The following is a 16,838-nucleotide window of genomic DNA, read 5'->3' on the forward strand; positions in this document are numbered from 1 at the left end:
TACCAAAAAAGCTTTTAGCTTTGGTAGATAAGCCTCAATTATGAAAAACATACTCTGTTTTGGTGAAATTTTATGGGATGCCTTTGGCGCTGAAAAGGTTGCCGGAGGTGCCCCAATGAATGTTGCACGACATTTGGCACAGCAAGGTGCTGATGTGCTTTTTGCCAGTCGTGTTGGCAACGATACTTCAGGACAGGGATTAGTTCAATTTTTAAAGGATGGCGGGCTTTACAGCAACCTGATACAAACAGACAATAAGTTACTCACCTGTGAGGTTACCGTTCAGTTGGATGCACAGGGACAGGCTACCTATATTATCCCTCAACCCGTATCATGGGATAATATTCAAACTACAGAAGCACTGAATGAAGCAGCCATAAATGCTTCGGCTATTATTTATGGTAGTTTGGCTTGCCGCGAAGTTACCACACGCGATACTTTGCTTAACCTGCTCAACGAAACCACAGCGTTAAAGGTGTTTGATGTAAACCTGCGTCCTCCGCATTACACATTATCCACCATTGAAACGTTGGTTGCCGGTGCGGATGTGGTAAAGATGAATGAAGATGAAGCGGCACTGCTGATAGGCGGCAACACCCATAATTTAAAAGAAAACATCGTAGAATTTCAAAAGAAATATCACCCTAAAACCATTTGCGTAACCCGTGGCGAACATGGCGCTATGGCTTGGCACGATTACGCCTTTTACCAACACCCCGGCTACACCGTAAATGTGATTGACACCGTTGGCGCAGGCGATGCCTTTTTAGCCACTTTTGTAAATGGCCTGCTGGCTAACAAACCCATGCCCGTCACACTGGAACAAGCCTGCCGCATAGGTGCTTTTGTAGCCGGTAAACGCGGTGCTAACCCGATTTATGGAGAAGATGAGGTCAATTACTTGAAAATAAAGTAAAGTGGGCAGTTTGCAATAGATGATTGATGTTCTATTTGCAAATTATAAAATGCCAGCAAACTGTAAATCAAATACTGCAAACTGCCCACTGCAAACCGCCTCGCACTTTGTCATCTTTTCATAACAATTGTGTTTAATGGCGCTTAGCCGAAACTTTTAACAAAAATTATACGTTATTTTATAACAGAAAGGGTAAAATATGCGCGGTTTTGAGTTTTCGAAGTTTAAACCCAATGAAATCCCAAAAGGTGGATTTGAGGAACTATTAAAATTGTTTTTAGAATTGCTTAACTACACAGCGGGTGATGCGGGCGAAGCTTTGGCCTGGATGAACGAGCTGGATAAGCAATATAACATTACCAATGACGAGTATGGCATGGGTAATTTCATCGATGATCTGAAGCAAAAAGGCTATCTAAGCGACGATAATGAAAATGGCGAAATTAAAATAACCGCCAAAACAGAGCAAAGTATCCGAGAATCGGCACTGGAAGAAATATTTGGCAAGCTTAAAAAATCAGGCAAGGGAAATCACCGTTCACCGCAATCAGGTCAGGGCGATGAGAAGAATGCCGAGCGCCGTGAGTTTGAGTTTGGTGATAGTCTGGATCAGATCAACATGACGCAGTCTATCCACAACGCACAGGTAAACCACGGCATTGGCGATTTTATGATGACCGAGCGTGACCTGGAAGTGGAGGAAATGGATTATAAAACTCTTACCTCTACCGTGTTGATGATTGACATTTCGCACTCCATGATTCTCTATGGTGAAGACAGGATAACCCCTGCCAAAAAGGTTGCAATGGCACTGGCCGAACTCATTAAAACCAAGTATCCTAAAGATACTCTGGATATTGTGGTGTTTGGTAACGATGCATGGCCCATCACCCTAAAAGATTTACCATACCTGCAGGTTGGCCCATATCATACCAATACGTATGCAGGATTAGAATTAGCTACAGATTTGCTGCGTAGGCGCAAAACCCACAACAAGCAAATATTTATGATTACCGATGGTAAGCCCACCTGCTTAAAGGAAGGCAACAAATATTATAAAAACAGCATCGGGTTGGATAGAAAAGTGGTAAACAAAACACTTAACATGGCTGCACAATGCAAAAGGCTTAAAATACCTATCACCACATTTATGATAGCGAAGGACCCTTACCTGCAGCAATTTGTTCGTAAATTTACCGAAACCAATGGCGGCAAAGCTTTTTACAGCTCACTGAATGGTTTGGGCGAATACATTTTTGAGGATTACATCCGCAACAGAAGAAAAACCGTAAGGTAATGTGCGAATGTGAGGATTTTAAATGTGCGGATTAATGATCTGTAGCTAACAGGAAACTTGGTTGCAGATTAAAAATGACTAATGACAGAATGATTAATGACTATTGACTAAATGACAAATAAGCTATTAAATATAAAAACACTTGGCGAGTTAAAGAAAACGGCTTATAAAAGCCGCTCGGTTAAGGATGAGTTGCGTGAAAACCTGATTACCCAATTACAAAAAGGCGAGGGTGGTTTTGAAGGGATTGTAGGTTTTGAAGATACGGTAATCCCTGATCTGCAAACTGCCATCCTATCGCGCCACAACATATTATTACTGGGTTTACGCGGACAAGCTAAAACGCGTATTGCACGTTTACTGGTTAACCTGCTGGATGAATACATGCCTTACATAGAAGGTTCTGAATTGTATGATGATCCGCTGGCACCAATTTCCTGGTATGGCCACAATGCTATTTTGGAGCATGGCGACAATACCCCTGTTGCATGGGTTCACCGCTCCGAACGCTATACCGAAAAACTGGCTACTCCTGATGTTACCGTTGCCGATTTAATTGGCGATGTTGACCCTATTAAAGCTGCCACCATGAAACTTACCTATTCGGATGAGCGCGTTATCCATTTCGGTTTAATTCCACGTGCACATCGCGGTATTTTTGTAATCAACGAATTACCTGATTTACAGGCACGTATCCAAGTATCTTTATTCAACATTTTACAGGAAAAGGATATCCAGATCCGTGGCTTTAAACTTCGCTTACCGCTCGATCTGCAATTTGTATTTACGGCCAACCCTGAAGATTATACCAACCGTGGTTCTATAGTAACACCTTTAAAGGATCGTATCGAGAGCCAGATCTTAACCCACTATCCTCGCTCTGTTGAAATCTCCCGCAAAATTACTCAGCAGGAAGCTACGCTGGCGCCCGAGCAGCGTGAAGCAATTGAAGTTGATGGTTTGGTGAAAGATTTAGTTGAACAGATTGCTTTTGAGGCCCGTAATTCAGAATATATTGATAAAAAATCAGGCGTATCGGCCCGTTTAACCATATCAGCTTTTGAAAACTTGGTAAGCAATGCAGAACGCCGTATGCTCATCAATAAAGAGAAAAGCACTTTTGTACGCATCTCCGACTTTTTAGGGGTAATACCTGCTATAACCGGTAAAATTGAGCTGGTTTATGAAGGCGAGTTGGAAGGTCCGGGTAAGGTGGCTAATATCCTGATCGGCAAAGCCATAAAAACTTTACTACTGCAGTTTTTCCCTGATCCGGAGAAAGCTAAAAAAACAAAAGGAGCAAACCCATATGCCGAAATCATTAACTGGTTTGGCGATGGCAACAACCTTTCAGTAATTGACGAACTTCCACAACAGGAATACAAAAAAGCACTTAATTCAGTAACCGGATTAAGAGCATTGGTTAAAAAGTTTCACCCCCGTTTAACTGAAAACCAGGAGCTATTGCTGATGGAATTTGTGTTGCATGGCCTATCAGAATTCAGTCAGCTAAACAAAGGATTTTTAGATAACGGTTTTGCTTTTTCAGACATGTTTAACAGCCTGTTTAACCTGCAGCCTGACGAGGATGATTTGGATTTAGACGATGATCGTTACTAAATTTGTCCTTCAATCATATTAATGGTACAGTCTTTTAATACCCTTTTGATCATAGCAGTTTTATTACTGCTTGATCTTTATATTTATAACGGCATCCGCAGCGGCTTGCTAAAATGGGCCATCATCAAAAAGAAATGGTTTGTAAGGTCATACTGGATTGTTTCGGGATGCCTTATCATTATGGTATTAATGGGTGTTTATGTAAAGCTGGGAATAGGCATCCGCGCTACATTTTTACTTCTATATTTTCTGCTTTTTGTTGGCAAAATTTCCCTGCTGCCATTTTTATTAATTGATGATGTACGCAGGCTGACTATAAAGCTGATAAGGCGTTTCAAAAAGGACAAAGTATCCAATACCCCAGCAACCTCAACATCATCCTTACCAGAAATACCCCGTTCAGAGTTTTTGGTAAAAGCAGGTTTACTAGCAGGCTCCGTTCCACTAGCTGCCATGAAAATAACCATGAAAAGCGGCCTGTACGACTATCGGGTAAAGCACCGTAATCTTTACCTATCTAACCTGCCAAAATCGTTTGACGGGCTTAAAATAGGGCAAATATCTGACATACATTCCGGCAGTTTCTTCAATAAAAAGGCAGTGCTAGGCGGCATTGAAATGCTGCTGAACCAAAAGCCCGATGTTATTTTTTTTACCGGCGACCTGGTAAACACGTTGAGTAATGAGATGCGAGACTACCAGGATATTTTCAGCAAGGTTAAAGCTCCTTTAGGCGTATTTTCTACCTTAGGCAATCATGATTATGGTGATTATGCAAAATGGACAGACCCCGCCGCTAAAAAGAAAAATCTGGATAACCTGATAGCCACCCATAAAAATATGGGTTGGGACCTGCTGATGAACGAGAACCGTCGTTTAAAAATAGATGGAGAAGAAATTGGTATCCTGGGCATCGAAAACTGGGGTGAACTGAGCCGTTTCCCCAAGTATGGCCGTATGGATCTTGCTGTAAAAAATACGGATGATTTACCGGTAAAACTTTTATTATCACATGATCCTTCACATTGGCGGGCACAGGTATTGCCGCAATACCCACAAATAGATATGATGTTTTCGGGCCATACGCATGGCATGCAAATGGGCATTCAAACAGAGCATTTTCAATGGAGCCCGGTGGAGTATGTTTACAAAGAATGGGCAGGTTTTTACCATGAGGGACAACAGCAGCTATATGTAAACGTAGGTTATGGATTTTTAGGTTTTAGAGGAAGAGTTGGAATATTGCCGGAGATTACGATATTTACATTAAAAGCCGGACCTACACCAAGCCCCATTAATGCATAATCAGACTGGTAAGGTTGGTTCATTATATTAAGAATGAAAAAAACATTACAGCAAATTTTAGATTTCCTGCTTTTTAGTAATATTTTCATGGCCCTGTGTGCCGTTTCGCAAGGCCTGGTAACGTTTTATCTTATCGGCTCAAAATCTTCATACCATGTAAACTGGCTGTTGTTCACTTCTACATTGGGTATTTATAACTTTAGCATATTATTAACCAAGCCCAAACATCCGGAGCAATCTCCCTACCGTCGCGTACGATGGTTTTTTGAGCATTACCGCCTAATGGTAACTTTTACCATTGTATCGTTATTATCTTTAATTCCTTTATTCTTTTTAGTATCGATGGAATCGAGGATATTGCTCATCTTTTTGGCGATTATATCCTTTTTTTACAGCATTCCCCTATTTACAATAGGCGACCAAAAGTTCGGTCTGCGTAACATACCCGGCTTAAAACAATTCCTGATAACAATGGTGTGGACAATGAGTACCGTACTGCTGCCCATATTGGAAGCTCACGCGCATCATTTAACTGATATTTCTATGCGTGATACCACCATTCTAATAGGCAAACGCTTTTTATTTATTGCAGCATTAACCATACCATTTGATATCCGGGATTTGTTTGAGGACCGCCAATCCGGACTTAAAACCGTACCTGTAATTTGGGGCGAAAAGAATGCCTATCTGTTTTGTCAGCTCTTATTAGCTGGTTATCTGGTGCTATTACTACTTTTCAGAAATAATGGTTTTAATGCCATTTTTTGGGCTTTGTTTATTACTACATTACTTACCGGCTGGCTCATCTTTAAATCAAAATGGGAAAAGAATGAGTATTATTACTTCTTTTTTATGGACGGTGTACTGATACTACAATACCTCGTTTTGGTATTGGTAGGATGGCTCAGCGTGTATATTTAAAAAAAACTTGCGCTCATCCTCAGACAAACGCAAGATCAAAATTTACTGCACTACCGGCAACACTATACTGCTTGCAAAATTCACTGAGTGATATACTTTTTGCGTTGCGCTTTGATAATCGCTTTCTTTTGCTTCAAAAATATTGGGTACGTACTTCTGCGGGTTACGGTCAATTACCGGAAACCAGGTACTCTGTACCTGCACCATGATGCGGTGACCTTTCTTAAATACGTGGTCGGCGGCATGCAGGTCAATGGTATATTCCTCAACCTTATTGGGTATTATAGGCGATGGATTAGTAAAACTTGTCCTGAATCTGCCTCTGAAAACGTCATCGGCTATCATTAACTCATAGCCTGCCATTTTAGGTTCCTTTTTGTATTCTTTAGGGTAAACATCTATCAGTTTAACCACCCAATCGGCATCCGTGCCTGTGGTTGCAGCATACAGCTTAGCCAGCACGTTACCTGTAATAGTAACATCTTCAGTAAGGGTGTCTGTTTGCCAGGTTAATACATCGGGGCGGTTATCAACAAAGCGCTGATCTTCGGTTAACCAAAAATACCAGCGTGAACCAGGGCCATAAGTTTCCTCAACCGGCCTTGCCCGATACGGTACTGGTTTAGATGGATCAGACACATAACTATCAAACGTTTTTGTTTCTGTAGTCGTTGGTTTATCGAACGATAGTTTCCCATCAGCATGGAAGTAAATATTCTTCTCTACCGCCTCCTTAGGTGGCCAGGCGCTATAGCTTTTCCATTGGTTTGATCCGGTTTGGAACGATATTGCCTCAGCAAACTTGCCATCGCCTTTGCCTTTTAAATACCAGGCAAACCATTTAGCCTGTATTTCCTTACGGAAATAGGTAGCCGTAGCCTGATCATCAAACTTAATATTTCCCAGGCTTTTGCCTTCGCCGCCTGCCCAGCCACCATGTCGCCATGGCCCCAGCACAATAAAGTTCTGGCTATCCTTATCCTGCTTTTCCAATACTTTATAAGCCGTTTGCGGCCCAACCATATCCTCCTGATCCCAGTAACCGGAAACATGCTGAATGGCGGTGCGTGGATGATCTAACCTGTAAGCCAGTGCCTGCTTTTGCCAAAAGCTATCATAGTTAGGATGCGCTATAAAGTTGTTCCACGTAGGCAAAGTATTATGGGCATATTTTTGATTGATATTTGATAGTGCACCTAAATTCAAATACCAATTGTAAACATCATACTCATGGAAGTTATATAACGAATCAGTTTTGGCTGCCTCTGTCAGTACGGAATATTCAAAGCCATAGCTTAAACGGAAAGCACCATTATGATGAAAATCATCGTTCATAAACATGTCAGCCGGGGTAGCTTGCTCAGATACTGCCTTCAGTGCCGGATGAGGGTCGGTAGCAGCGATAATTGCCGTCCACCCATCGTACGATATACCGTAGATGCCGGCCTTACCATTATTATCAGCAATGTTTTTTAACAGCCACTCAATTGTATCGTAGGTATCGCTGGCTTCATCAATAGCTTTAGGATTGCTTTTATCACGATTAAAACGTTGCATCTCAAAAGTACCTTCAGAAAGGTAGCGGCCACGGATATCCTGAAAAACAAAAATATAACCATCATCAGCCATATCTTTAATGTAAGTTTGTTTTTCCGGGCTGGGGCGTTCGTTTACCCCATAAGGCGTTCTCTCCAATAAAAAAGGTAATTTTTCGGTTTGATTTTTGGGAGTGTAAATAACCGTATGAAGCTTAATACCATCACGCATGGGTATCATCACTTCCTGCCGGTTGTATTTATCATCGGGCTTTACAGGTTGGGCAAACAGTGTGTTTACCGCTAGCGATAGCATAATAAAAAAGAGTTTTTTTGTAAAAAATACTTTCATAATTTATTAGTTAATGATCTTTTACTAAATATAGGAATTAGTTATTAAGTTGGTGAAAGTTAGCAACCAGCTAAATTCAATTTTATAATAAACACCAATCCATTCAAATAAAATGGCCGCCAATTATAATAACTCTGCCTGGTTTTATGACAGGTTATCTTGCCTGATATATGGCAGAGCCTTGATCAATGCGCAGGTTTATTTGCTGCAATATATCCCGGCAAGTAGTAAAATTTTAATAATTGGTGGCGGTACTGGCTGGATACTCGAAGAGATCACTAAAATACATCCGGCAGGTTTAAACATTACTTACATTGAAGTTGCCCCGGCAATGATGTCTATTTCCCAAAAAAGACAAACTGGCACCAATAAAGTTACTTTTTTTAATAATGCAGTTGAAAATATTAATCTACAAACCAATTTCGATATAGTAATTACGCCCTTTTTATTTGACAACTTTAAAGAACAGACACTGCAAAAAGTATTTGAACATATCCACCAATCATTAAAATCAAAAGGACTTTGGTTAAATGCCGATTTTCAGCTCACCGGTAAATGGTGGCAGCGATTGCTTTTAAGATCGATGTTTTTATTTTTTAGGATATTGTGTGGTATAGAAGCAAGCAGCTTACCTGATATTGAGCAACAATTTGAGAAATATAGCTATGAAAATATTGCCGGGAGGACTTTTTATGGCGATTTCATAATCTCAAAAATATATACAAAAATGCGTAACGACTCATTAAATCGTTACGCATAAAATTTCATTATTGATTATAAACAAATTTATATCCTATTCCTCTAACTGTTTGCAAATACTGAGGAGAATCAGGATTTGATTCAATTTTTTTGCGGAGCCTTACAATGTGCATATCAAGAGTACGGGTATTTACATCGGCATTGTAACCCCAAACTTCCATCATCAATTCTTCGCGATTGATGACCTTGTTTTTATTTTTCAGAAAATAAAGCAAAATGCGGTTCTCCAGTATGGTTAATTCGATTTTGCGGCTGTCTTTTATGAGCAAATGGGTATTTGGCTGATGCTCCATATTGGCAAAGCGATATGATTCGGTTTTCTCACTGTTCAGCGCAAACTTTATCTTATTATCAATCATTGCCACCAAAACATCCATATTAAATGGTTTGATGATATAGTCAGATACGCCAAAGTTATAAGCTTCTATCTTATCAACATCCTGGCCCTTTGCGGTCATCATAATAACCAGGTTATCAAATCCTTTTTCGCGAATGTTGGTACAAACTTCTGATCCCTGTTTACCGGGCAGCATCCAGTCTAACAAAACAATTTCAGGCAGTTCTTTTAAAATAATATCTTCAGCATCGTCGCCATTGCTTGCTTCCAAAACCTTATAGCCTTCTGATTCCAAACGTTCGGCAACCAGGAAACGCAGGTTTTCATCATCTTCAACCAGCGCAATCTTAATTTCTTTATTCATTCCTTTAATTTTCGTAGGGCAATGTAACGACGAACTCCGATCCTTCGTTCTCCCTACTGTTAACAATAATTTCTCCGTTCATAAAATTAACCAGTTCTTTACAAAATGCCAAACCTAATCCCACACTTCCGTTCTGATTATATTTATTTTCTATTCTATAAAACTTCTTAAAAATATTATTTAGCTCACCTTTTTGTATCCCAATCCCCTTGTCGGCAAATGAGAATATAATATTACGCTTTTCGTGACTAATATTTATCAATAGTTCTTTTTTATTGGGATGCGAATATTTGTAAGCGTTTTCTATCAAGTTTTGGAAAACACTCCCTAATAATACCGGATCGGTATAAAAGGTTTTAACATCATTGACCTTTAAAACGATTTTAAAGTCGGTATATTTCAATTTAAAGGTTTCAATATACTTACTGGCGAAATCCTTAACATCAATCTCTTCTCGTTTAATATGGATTGATCTGTTTTCGAGCTGCGTAAACGACAGCAACTTATTCATCAGCTCATTAAGCTTATCGGCTTCTTCATTTAAAATCCGGCCATACTGTTTACGTTGTCTTTCGCTCAATTCATTATCGCCGCTTAAATTGGAGCCTGCAATTTTTATTACGCTTACCGGCGTTTTAAACTCGTGCGTAAAGTTGTTTATAAAATCGTATTGCAATTTAAACATCTTCAGGTTGACACTTAAATTACGATAAATTAGCCAGCCAATAAGAACTAAGAAGCAATAAATTAGCAACACCATGGCCCCAATAGGAGCAAAACGACGGTTAATTTCAGCAGTGAGATATCCCCTTGCCGACCGGAAAAATAATTTATAATCAGAAAAAGCACCGGGAAAAGCTACCTCGGTTATTAAATCATCATTTTGATTATCAATCGGATCATAAACAACGGGTTGTATGCTGATAGATTGGTATAATTCCTTATGAGAATTTTTCACTTTCAACAAATAGGGATCCAGCAAAAATGTCATCATGTTCTGTTTATAAAATGATGATGGGTTACCCTGCTTCTCCAATTCGCGAAAAGTTTTTACATCCTCGCGCCTCAGTATGTTTGAATAGCTTATTTTGCCCGGCTTAACATCGTAAAATGTTTTGTAAATCTCATCCTGTGTTGAGCTTCTGGTAGTATCAGAATAGGAAATGTACCGGCTTAACTTTAAAGCCATCTGCTTAAAATCCATCTCATCTGAATTTAAGATTCTCAAGCCCGATACCTCACCATCTTTTGGAATAAAACGATAAAGGGCATTTACTGAAATACCTAAATGATTAACGTTAATAGCACTTTTACGCTGATTTCCAATCCTCGCGTCATAAAAAAGAACCACCTTGACAAAAGAATAATCATGAAAAACAACATCAGCATACCTGGCCGCCGATGCCGAATCAAGGAAACCCTGGTAAGAAGTTATCTCGGGTATTTTGTTTTGAAAAAGGTCGTTATAGGGCTTAATAGTTTGTTCAAGAACATCAATTTTCTTTGATGCAAACTCATTTTCAACATACCTGGCATTTAAATTATACGATACAAATAGTGCAATAACAAAAGTTACCGAAATAAGCACCAAAAAAACAATTATCAACGAAAAGTTTTTACGGTAAATATGTTTATTGCTCTTCATAACGGGTTATTGGTTATCCCGCATATTATGTTCCAAAAACTTTTCTATTTCTGTGTACATCTGCATTTTATTGTTCTCACTTCTGAAAAAAGTGCGTTCATTGGGTTTCAGAAAATACTTTACGTTTTCGCTGCCATTTTGGCGTTGCAGTTCGCGAACAAACTGATTTAGCTCACTAATATTTGCACGATCATCTTTTGCCCCCTGAAAGATGAGCAAAGGCACCCTTATTTTATCGGTATGAAAAACAGGCGATATAGCCCGCAGGTGTGCTGCATCCGTTTCCGGGTCACCAACCATTTCATACATCATTTTTACTTTTGGTTTGTAAAATGGCGGTGCATCCTTTATGTAGGTAAAAAAGTTAATTAAGCCGTGCTGAACTATTGCACAATTATATAATTGCGGCTGAAACGACACTCCGTATAATGCTGAGAAACCACCAAAGCCCGCTCCAAAAATGGCTATCTTTTTAGGATTGGCTGTTTTGTTAGCTATAAGCCAATGTACCCCATCAGTAATATCCTGTTGAACTTTACCACCAACTTCTTTAAATCCGGCACTAAAAAAGTCCTTCCCATAACCCGTTGATCCACGATAGTTGATTTGAAAAACAGCATATCCCCTATTGGCTAAAAACTGTACTTCCTGATTATATCCCCACCAAAAGCTTTGACCAAATATGCCATCGTGAGGCATCACTATCAATGGTAAATTAGTTTTTTTACTTCCTAGCGGTAAGGTGAGGTAACCGTTAATTATCATCCCATCGCTGGCTTTAAAAGATACGGGCTTCATTTCACATAATTCATCAGGCTTAAGGCTTGAATTAATATCACCAAGCTTGGTGAGCTTATCTTCTTTAGTTTCATAAAGATAATAGGAGCCTGGATCACGGTCAGTATAAGTATAAACAATAAACTTATTCTCGGCGCTGTCCCTGTCTGTAATGTTTATTTCATTACCTTTTAAGTCGGCGGCTAGTTTATCATAGATATTTTTTACTTCGGCACTCAAGAAGTGTTTTTGAGGCTTGGCGGCTTGCCACGCTAACAGTTCAATTTGCCGTTTATTTTTTGAATAATCGTAATCTTTAATATCAGCGTTTTTACAGGCAAAAATCACTTTACTTTCTTTGCCATCCTCTGCATTAATTTCAACTAAAGCAGTTTTATCCCTGTTCACATTTGACAAGGCATAGAAATAACTTTTTTTACCAGTAAAAGCAATTGGCACAACTGAGGTTTTAAAATTATTTTGAATAATGGGCTTAAAGGGTGCATTGTCATTTGGGCGATATAAAATAGTTTTATTAACCCCATCAGATGAAGCCACAAGCCTTATTTTACCATCAATATCCGGATACCAGTCTGTTATATTACCAGGATTAATCAGATAAGGGACTAGCTCGGCGGTTTTAATATTTAAACGGTAAACATCAAAATTTGCCGGATCACGCTTGTTCATTCTGATCGTTATTATATCCGGGTTTACCCTATCACGGTTAAGCAGGGTTATCCTCACTTTTTCGAGGGATAAAATATCATGAACTTTTAAATCGTTAATATCCAACGTAAAAAGTCTTTGTTCATCCAGAGCTATATTATCCTGACTGAAAACTATCTTATTATTAAAGGTCCAGAAATAATCGCCACGGATAGAATAATCTGTAAAAGATGTTGCCATGCGCTCTGATCCATCAGTGAGCGAGCGTATAAAAATGTTCTGTTTATCTTTATATGGCTTTAAATAAGAAATATATTTCCCGTCGGGAGAGATTTTAAATGTGCTTTTTTCAGCAGTTTTAAAAAAATCAACAATAGGAATCTGCCTCGTCCTGTTATAGTTACAAGCGCACAAAGTAATTATTACCTGTATAAATAATAATGTTCTAAAATGCTTTAACATTGGTTTATTCCGGTTCTTTTAATTAGGTTAAGTTATACAATAAACTTAACCAATTCAAAGTGTCACTACAATTTTACCCTTAAACAGCGTTAATAATCATTTAACATTGATGATTGATTCATATTAATTTAATTATTTTTGAGGAGGATGAAGCGGTTTAAAATATTTTTTTTTATTGCATTTATTTGCTGCTCAAAGCTTTTCGCTCAGAGCACAGATTTGCAGCTGGCCAAACAATTTGCCGCTAACGGCGAGCAACAAAAAGCACTGGATATTTATCAAAAGCTTTATAAACAGGATAATGAAAATTATTTCAACGTCTACTTTACGAGCCTTTTAGCCGCCAAAAAGTTTGACGACGCCATAAGCATCGCGAAAAAGATGATTCATAAACACCCTGAAGATCATCAATACATTATTTTATTAGGCACAGCATATACCCAGCAAGGAAATATAGATAAAGCAAATGCTTTATATGATGAATTGCTTAATAACCTTCCCACCGACCAAGGACAAATATCTATGCTTGCTGCTCAGTTTTATCAGAACACCAATATTGATTATGCTATAAAAATATTTCAGCAGGGGCGTAAAATACTGCATAGCGATAATATATTCTCATATGAACTCATTAATTTATACCGGTACAAAAGGGATAAGGTGGCTTTAACAGAAGAATATCTTAACTTTTTGCCTACAAATCCGTCATTTATAAGCCAGGCAGAAAACTCCTTTTCTACCATTTATGAAGGCGAAGCTGATTATAACATTCTTAAAATTGAATTATTAAAAAGAATCCAAAAAGACCCACAACAAACACTTTATGCAGAATTGCTTACCTGGCAATTTTTACAACAAAAAGAATTTGACCTTGCAATGAACCAGGCCCTTGCCTTAAGCAGAAGGTTAAATGACGATGGTAACAGTATTTTTGAACTATGCCGTACACTTGTTACAAATGAAGCTTATGATGCAGCTATTAACGGTTACGAATATCTGATTGATAAAGGAAAAAATCACGATCTGTACATTCCTGCTAAAATTGAACTGATAAATACTAAAAATTTAAGGGTAACATCTGGAAAGTACACCAATGAAGATTTGCTGAGCCTTGAAAAAGACTATAAAGATTTACTGGATGAGTTTGGCCAAAACGGCAATACTGCTTTTGCTATGCAAAAGCTAGCCAATCTGGAATGCTTTAAATTACATAAGCTGGATGAAGCACAGAAACTTTTGGAATCTGCAATAAAATTACCCGATATAAAGGGGCAGCAACTTGCAAGCTGTAAACTTGATTTAGGTGATGTTTTACTACTAAATAATGAGCCATGGGATGCAACTTTGCTCTACAGCCAGGTTGAAAAAGATTATCCAAACACTTCCATTGGCCAGGATGCCAAATACCGTAATGCAAAACTGGCCTACTATACGGGCGATTTTACCTGGGCAAAAGGACAATTGGATGTTTTAAAAGCGGCCACCTCCCAACTGATTGCAAATGATGCTTTAAATTTATCACTATTGATATCAGACAATATTAAAGAAGATACGTCAGGTGCCGCCCTAAAAATGTACGCCAGGGCCGACTTACAGATATTTGCCGAAATACCTGAAAAAGCAGTGAAAATTTTAGACAGCATCGATACCAAATTCCCTGGTAATTCTTTGTCTGATGATATTTTAATGGCTAAGGCCAGATTGCGGATACAAGAAAAAGATTATACAGGAGCTGTTTTATTGCTTAAAAAAATTGCTGATGAACACAGCTTTAGCCTCTGGGCTGATGATGCTGTTTTTATGCTGGGTGATATTTATGAAAACCATCTGGCTGATAAAGAACAAGCAAAGACTTATTATCAGAAAATTATAACAGATTATGCCGGCAGCTTATGGATAAATGAGGCCCGCAAACGATTCCGTATTTTACGTGGCGATAAGAATGACGTTTCTTCGTGAGGAGCAGTGAGTGGTTTATTAGGTTGATTGATTGGGTGAGTAGTTTAGTTAATGCCTCATTTAATTAGCCGTCAAATTCAAATAACTCAATCAACCACTCACCCAATCAACTCAATCAACCAATTTCAACTAATTTACTATTTTTGTTCCGATGATTATATTTAACGATACCGTAATTGTGGATGAAGCTGTCCATGCAAAATGGCTTAACTGGGTAAAAGAAGTACATATTCCTGCTGTAATGGCCACGGGATATTTCCAATCATATAAAATTCTTAACGTAATTGATTCCCCCAACGAGGGGATAACCTACTGTGTTCAATATTATGCTGATGATATTGAAAACTTCAATCACTTTTACAATAAGCATTTTCACCAATTGCAGGCTATACATAACCAGCAGTTCGAAAATCAATTTGTAATTTTTAACACACTAATGAAAACAGTAGATTAATAATGAAAATAACTAAAACAGCAATTGAAGGCTTATTGATTGTAGAGCCGCGAATTTTTAATGATGACAGAGGTTATTTTTACGAAAGCTATAATAAAAACAAGTTTGTTGAAGCCGGTATTAATGTAGATTTTGTACAGGATAATCAATCTTTTTCGCATAAAGGTGCGGTACGTGGCCTCCATGGTCAGGCTGATCCATTTGCCCAGGGGAAACTTGTAAGGGTTATAAGCGGCAGAGTGTTGGATGTTGCTGTTGATATCCGTAAAAACTCGGCCACCTACGGCAAACACATTTCTGTTGAGCTAAGTGGTGAAAACAAGTTACTTTTCTGGATTCCAAGGGGTTTCCTGCATGGCTTTGCCACACTTGAAGACAATACTATATTCACCTACAAAGTGAATAACCTATATGATAAGGAATCGGAAATCGGAGTAATCTGGAACGATGCTGATTTGGGGATTGATTGGGGAATATCTAAAAACGAAATATTACTTTCACCAAAAGACGAAGTCCTGCCTGCTTTTAAAGATTTTGTGAGTCCTTTCTAAAAAAACAAAAGGTCCGGAATTTTAAATCCCGGACCTTTTATCAATTTCACCAACCTTACTTATTGCTTAATCAAATTATATAACTCATCCAATTTTGGAGTAAGCACAATTTCAATACGCCTGTTTCTTGTTCTGGCTTCAGTGGTATTAGCAGGGTCAATAGGCTGAAACTCGCTTTTACCTGTAGCAGTAAGTCTGTGTGGATCAACTTTCTCTACTTCTGTCAAATACCTGCAAACAGAAGTTGCACGTAACACGCTCAAATCCCAATTATCTTTAATCTGGCCCAGATTTATAACTTTTTTGTCATCTGTATGGCCTTCCACTGCTATGTTAATATCAGTTTCTTTATTAAGCACTATGGCTAACTGCTCAAGAGCTTTTTTTCCGTTTGCATCAATAACAATACTTCCTGACGGGAACAGTAATTTATCAGCTAAAGAAACATACACTTTACCGTTTCTGATGTCAACAGTTAAGCCACTCTGCTGAAAACCCAGCAAGGCTTGCTGCAATTTGTCTTTCAAAGCACTGGTAGCTTCATCACGCTTGTGCAGGGCATCCTCCACTTCTTTTAAACGGGCTTCACGCTTTTTAAGGTCGCTTGATAAGGTATTTACTTTTGATGAGCTTGCATTAAAATTACTGTTCAGTGAACTATATTTATCATTCAGTGCATTATAATTGGCATTTAAAGCATTATAAGCATCCTGCAGATCCTTCAATTCACGATGAAGACGCATGGTGTCGGCCCGCAACTTAGCGACGGTGTCTTCCAGCGCATTGGTACGTTTTGAAAGTGAATCGCGGTCGGCTACTAATGCCTTATACTTCTTGGGTGACATTACCACACAAGAGTGTAATGCCAAGCATAAAAAAACGGCAAATAAACAATATTTAATTTTCATAATAAAT

The 16,838-nt window shown here is 38.6% G+C and carries 14 protein-coding genes; 9 read left to right on the top strand and 5 right to left on the bottom strand.

What is annotated here, in order from left to right; all coding sequences use genetic code 11:
- The first annotated feature begins 40 nt into the window (after positions 1-40).
- The 5 genes from JN11_RS12115 (at position 41) to JN11_RS12135 (ending at position 6,059) form a co-directional block, all read left to right on the top strand.
- Positions 41-916 carry a carbohydrate kinase family protein gene (locus JN11_RS12115; protein WP_144912883.1) on the top strand — a complete coding sequence of 292 codons (876 nt, stop codon included), beginning with the start codon at positions 41-43 and terminating at the stop codon, positions 914-916.
- A 199-nt stretch (positions 917-1,115) separates the two neighbouring features.
- On the top strand, positions 1,116-2,213 hold the full coding sequence (locus tag JN11_RS12120; protein WP_144912884.1) for a vWA domain-containing protein: 1,098 nt from the start codon (positions 1,116-1,118) through the stop codon (positions 2,211-2,213).
- A gap of 111 nt (positions 2,214-2,324) precedes the next feature.
- Positions 2,325-3,833, top strand: coding sequence for a sigma 54-interacting transcriptional regulator (locus JN11_RS12125; RefSeq protein WP_144912886.1), 1,509 nt, complete (start codon positions 2,325-2,327; stop codon positions 3,831-3,833).
- A 21-nt stretch (positions 3,834-3,854) separates the two neighbouring features.
- Positions 3,855-5,138 carry a metallophosphoesterase gene (locus JN11_RS12130; protein ID WP_144912888.1) on the top strand — a complete coding sequence of 428 codons (1,284 nt, stop codon included), beginning with the start codon at positions 3,855-3,857 and terminating at the stop codon, positions 5,136-5,138.
- 33 nt (positions 5,139-5,171) lie between these two features.
- Positions 5,172-6,059 (top strand): UbiA family prenyltransferase, encoded by an 888-nt coding sequence (locus JN11_RS12135; RefSeq protein WP_246138999.1) that lies wholly within the window; start codon positions 5,172-5,174, stop codon positions 6,057-6,059.
- 42 nt (positions 6,060-6,101) lie between these two features.
- Here the strand turns inward: JN11_RS12135 and JN11_RS12140 are convergent, their stop codons facing one another.
- Complete coding sequence (locus JN11_RS12140) at positions 6,102-7,946, bottom strand: CocE/NonD family hydrolase (RefSeq protein ID WP_211360740.1); 1,845 nt, start codon at positions 7,944-7,946, stop codon at positions 6,102-6,104.
- Between the two features lie 112 nt (positions 7,947-8,058).
- On the opposite strand from JN11_RS12140, the gene JN11_RS12145 reads away from it, so the two are divergent.
- A complete protein-coding gene (locus tag JN11_RS12145) occupies positions 8,059-8,706 on the top strand; it encodes a class I SAM-dependent methyltransferase (protein ID WP_144912889.1) in 648 nt (215 codons plus the stop codon).
- 7 nt (positions 8,707-8,713) lie between these two features.
- Here JN11_RS12145 and JN11_RS12150 read toward each other — a convergent pair whose 3' ends face one another.
- The 3 genes from JN11_RS12150 to JN11_RS12160 are packed head-to-tail and all read right to left on the bottom strand — an operon-like array spanning position 8,714 to position 12,959.
- Positions 8,714-9,406 carry a response regulator transcription factor gene (locus JN11_RS12150; RefSeq protein ID WP_144912891.1) on the bottom strand — a complete coding sequence of 231 codons (693 nt, stop codon included), beginning with the start codon at positions 9,404-9,406 and terminating at the stop codon, positions 8,714-8,716.
- A 4-nt stretch (positions 9,407-9,410) separates the two neighbouring features.
- Complete coding sequence (locus JN11_RS12155) at positions 9,411-11,051, bottom strand: sensor histidine kinase (protein ID WP_144912893.1); 1,641 nt, start codon at positions 11,049-11,051, stop codon at positions 9,411-9,413.
- Between the two features lie 6 nt (positions 11,052-11,057).
- On the bottom strand, positions 11,058-12,959 hold the full coding sequence (locus tag JN11_RS12160) for an alpha/beta hydrolase family protein (protein ID WP_144912895.1): 1,902 nt from the start codon (positions 12,957-12,959) through the stop codon (positions 11,058-11,060).
- 147 nt (positions 12,960-13,106) lie between these two features.
- Between JN11_RS12160 and JN11_RS12165 the strand changes: the two genes are divergently transcribed.
- From JN11_RS12165 to rfbC, 3 genes are all read left to right on the top strand, one after another.
- The gene (locus tag JN11_RS12165; RefSeq protein WP_144912896.1) at positions 13,107-14,918 is read left to right on the top strand and encodes a tetratricopeptide repeat protein; all 1,812 of its coding nucleotides are present in this window, start codon (positions 13,107-13,109) and stop codon (positions 14,916-14,918) included.
- 151 nt (positions 14,919-15,069) lie between these two features.
- Complete coding sequence (locus JN11_RS12170; RefSeq protein ID WP_144912898.1) at positions 15,070-15,372, top strand: DUF4286 family protein; 303 nt, start codon at positions 15,070-15,072, stop codon at positions 15,370-15,372.
- 2 nt (positions 15,373-15,374) lie between these two features.
- Entirely contained in the window at positions 15,375-15,923 is a 549-nt protein-coding gene (gene rfbC, locus JN11_RS12175) for a dTDP-4-dehydrorhamnose 3,5-epimerase (RefSeq protein WP_144912900.1), read from the top strand.
- 59 nt (positions 15,924-15,982) lie between these two features.
- On the opposite strand, the gene JN11_RS12180 is transcribed toward rfbC, so the two are convergent.
- Complete coding sequence (locus JN11_RS12180) at positions 15,983-16,831, bottom strand: OmpA family protein (protein WP_144912901.1); 849 nt, start codon at positions 16,829-16,831, stop codon at positions 15,983-15,985.
- Positions 16,832-16,838 lie beyond the last annotated feature (7 nt).

It is taken from the genome of Mucilaginibacter frigoritolerans (assembly GCF_007830615.1).
In the GTDB taxonomy this organism is placed as follows: domain Bacteria; phylum Bacteroidota; class Bacteroidia; order Sphingobacteriales; family Sphingobacteriaceae; genus Mucilaginibacter; species Mucilaginibacter frigoritolerans.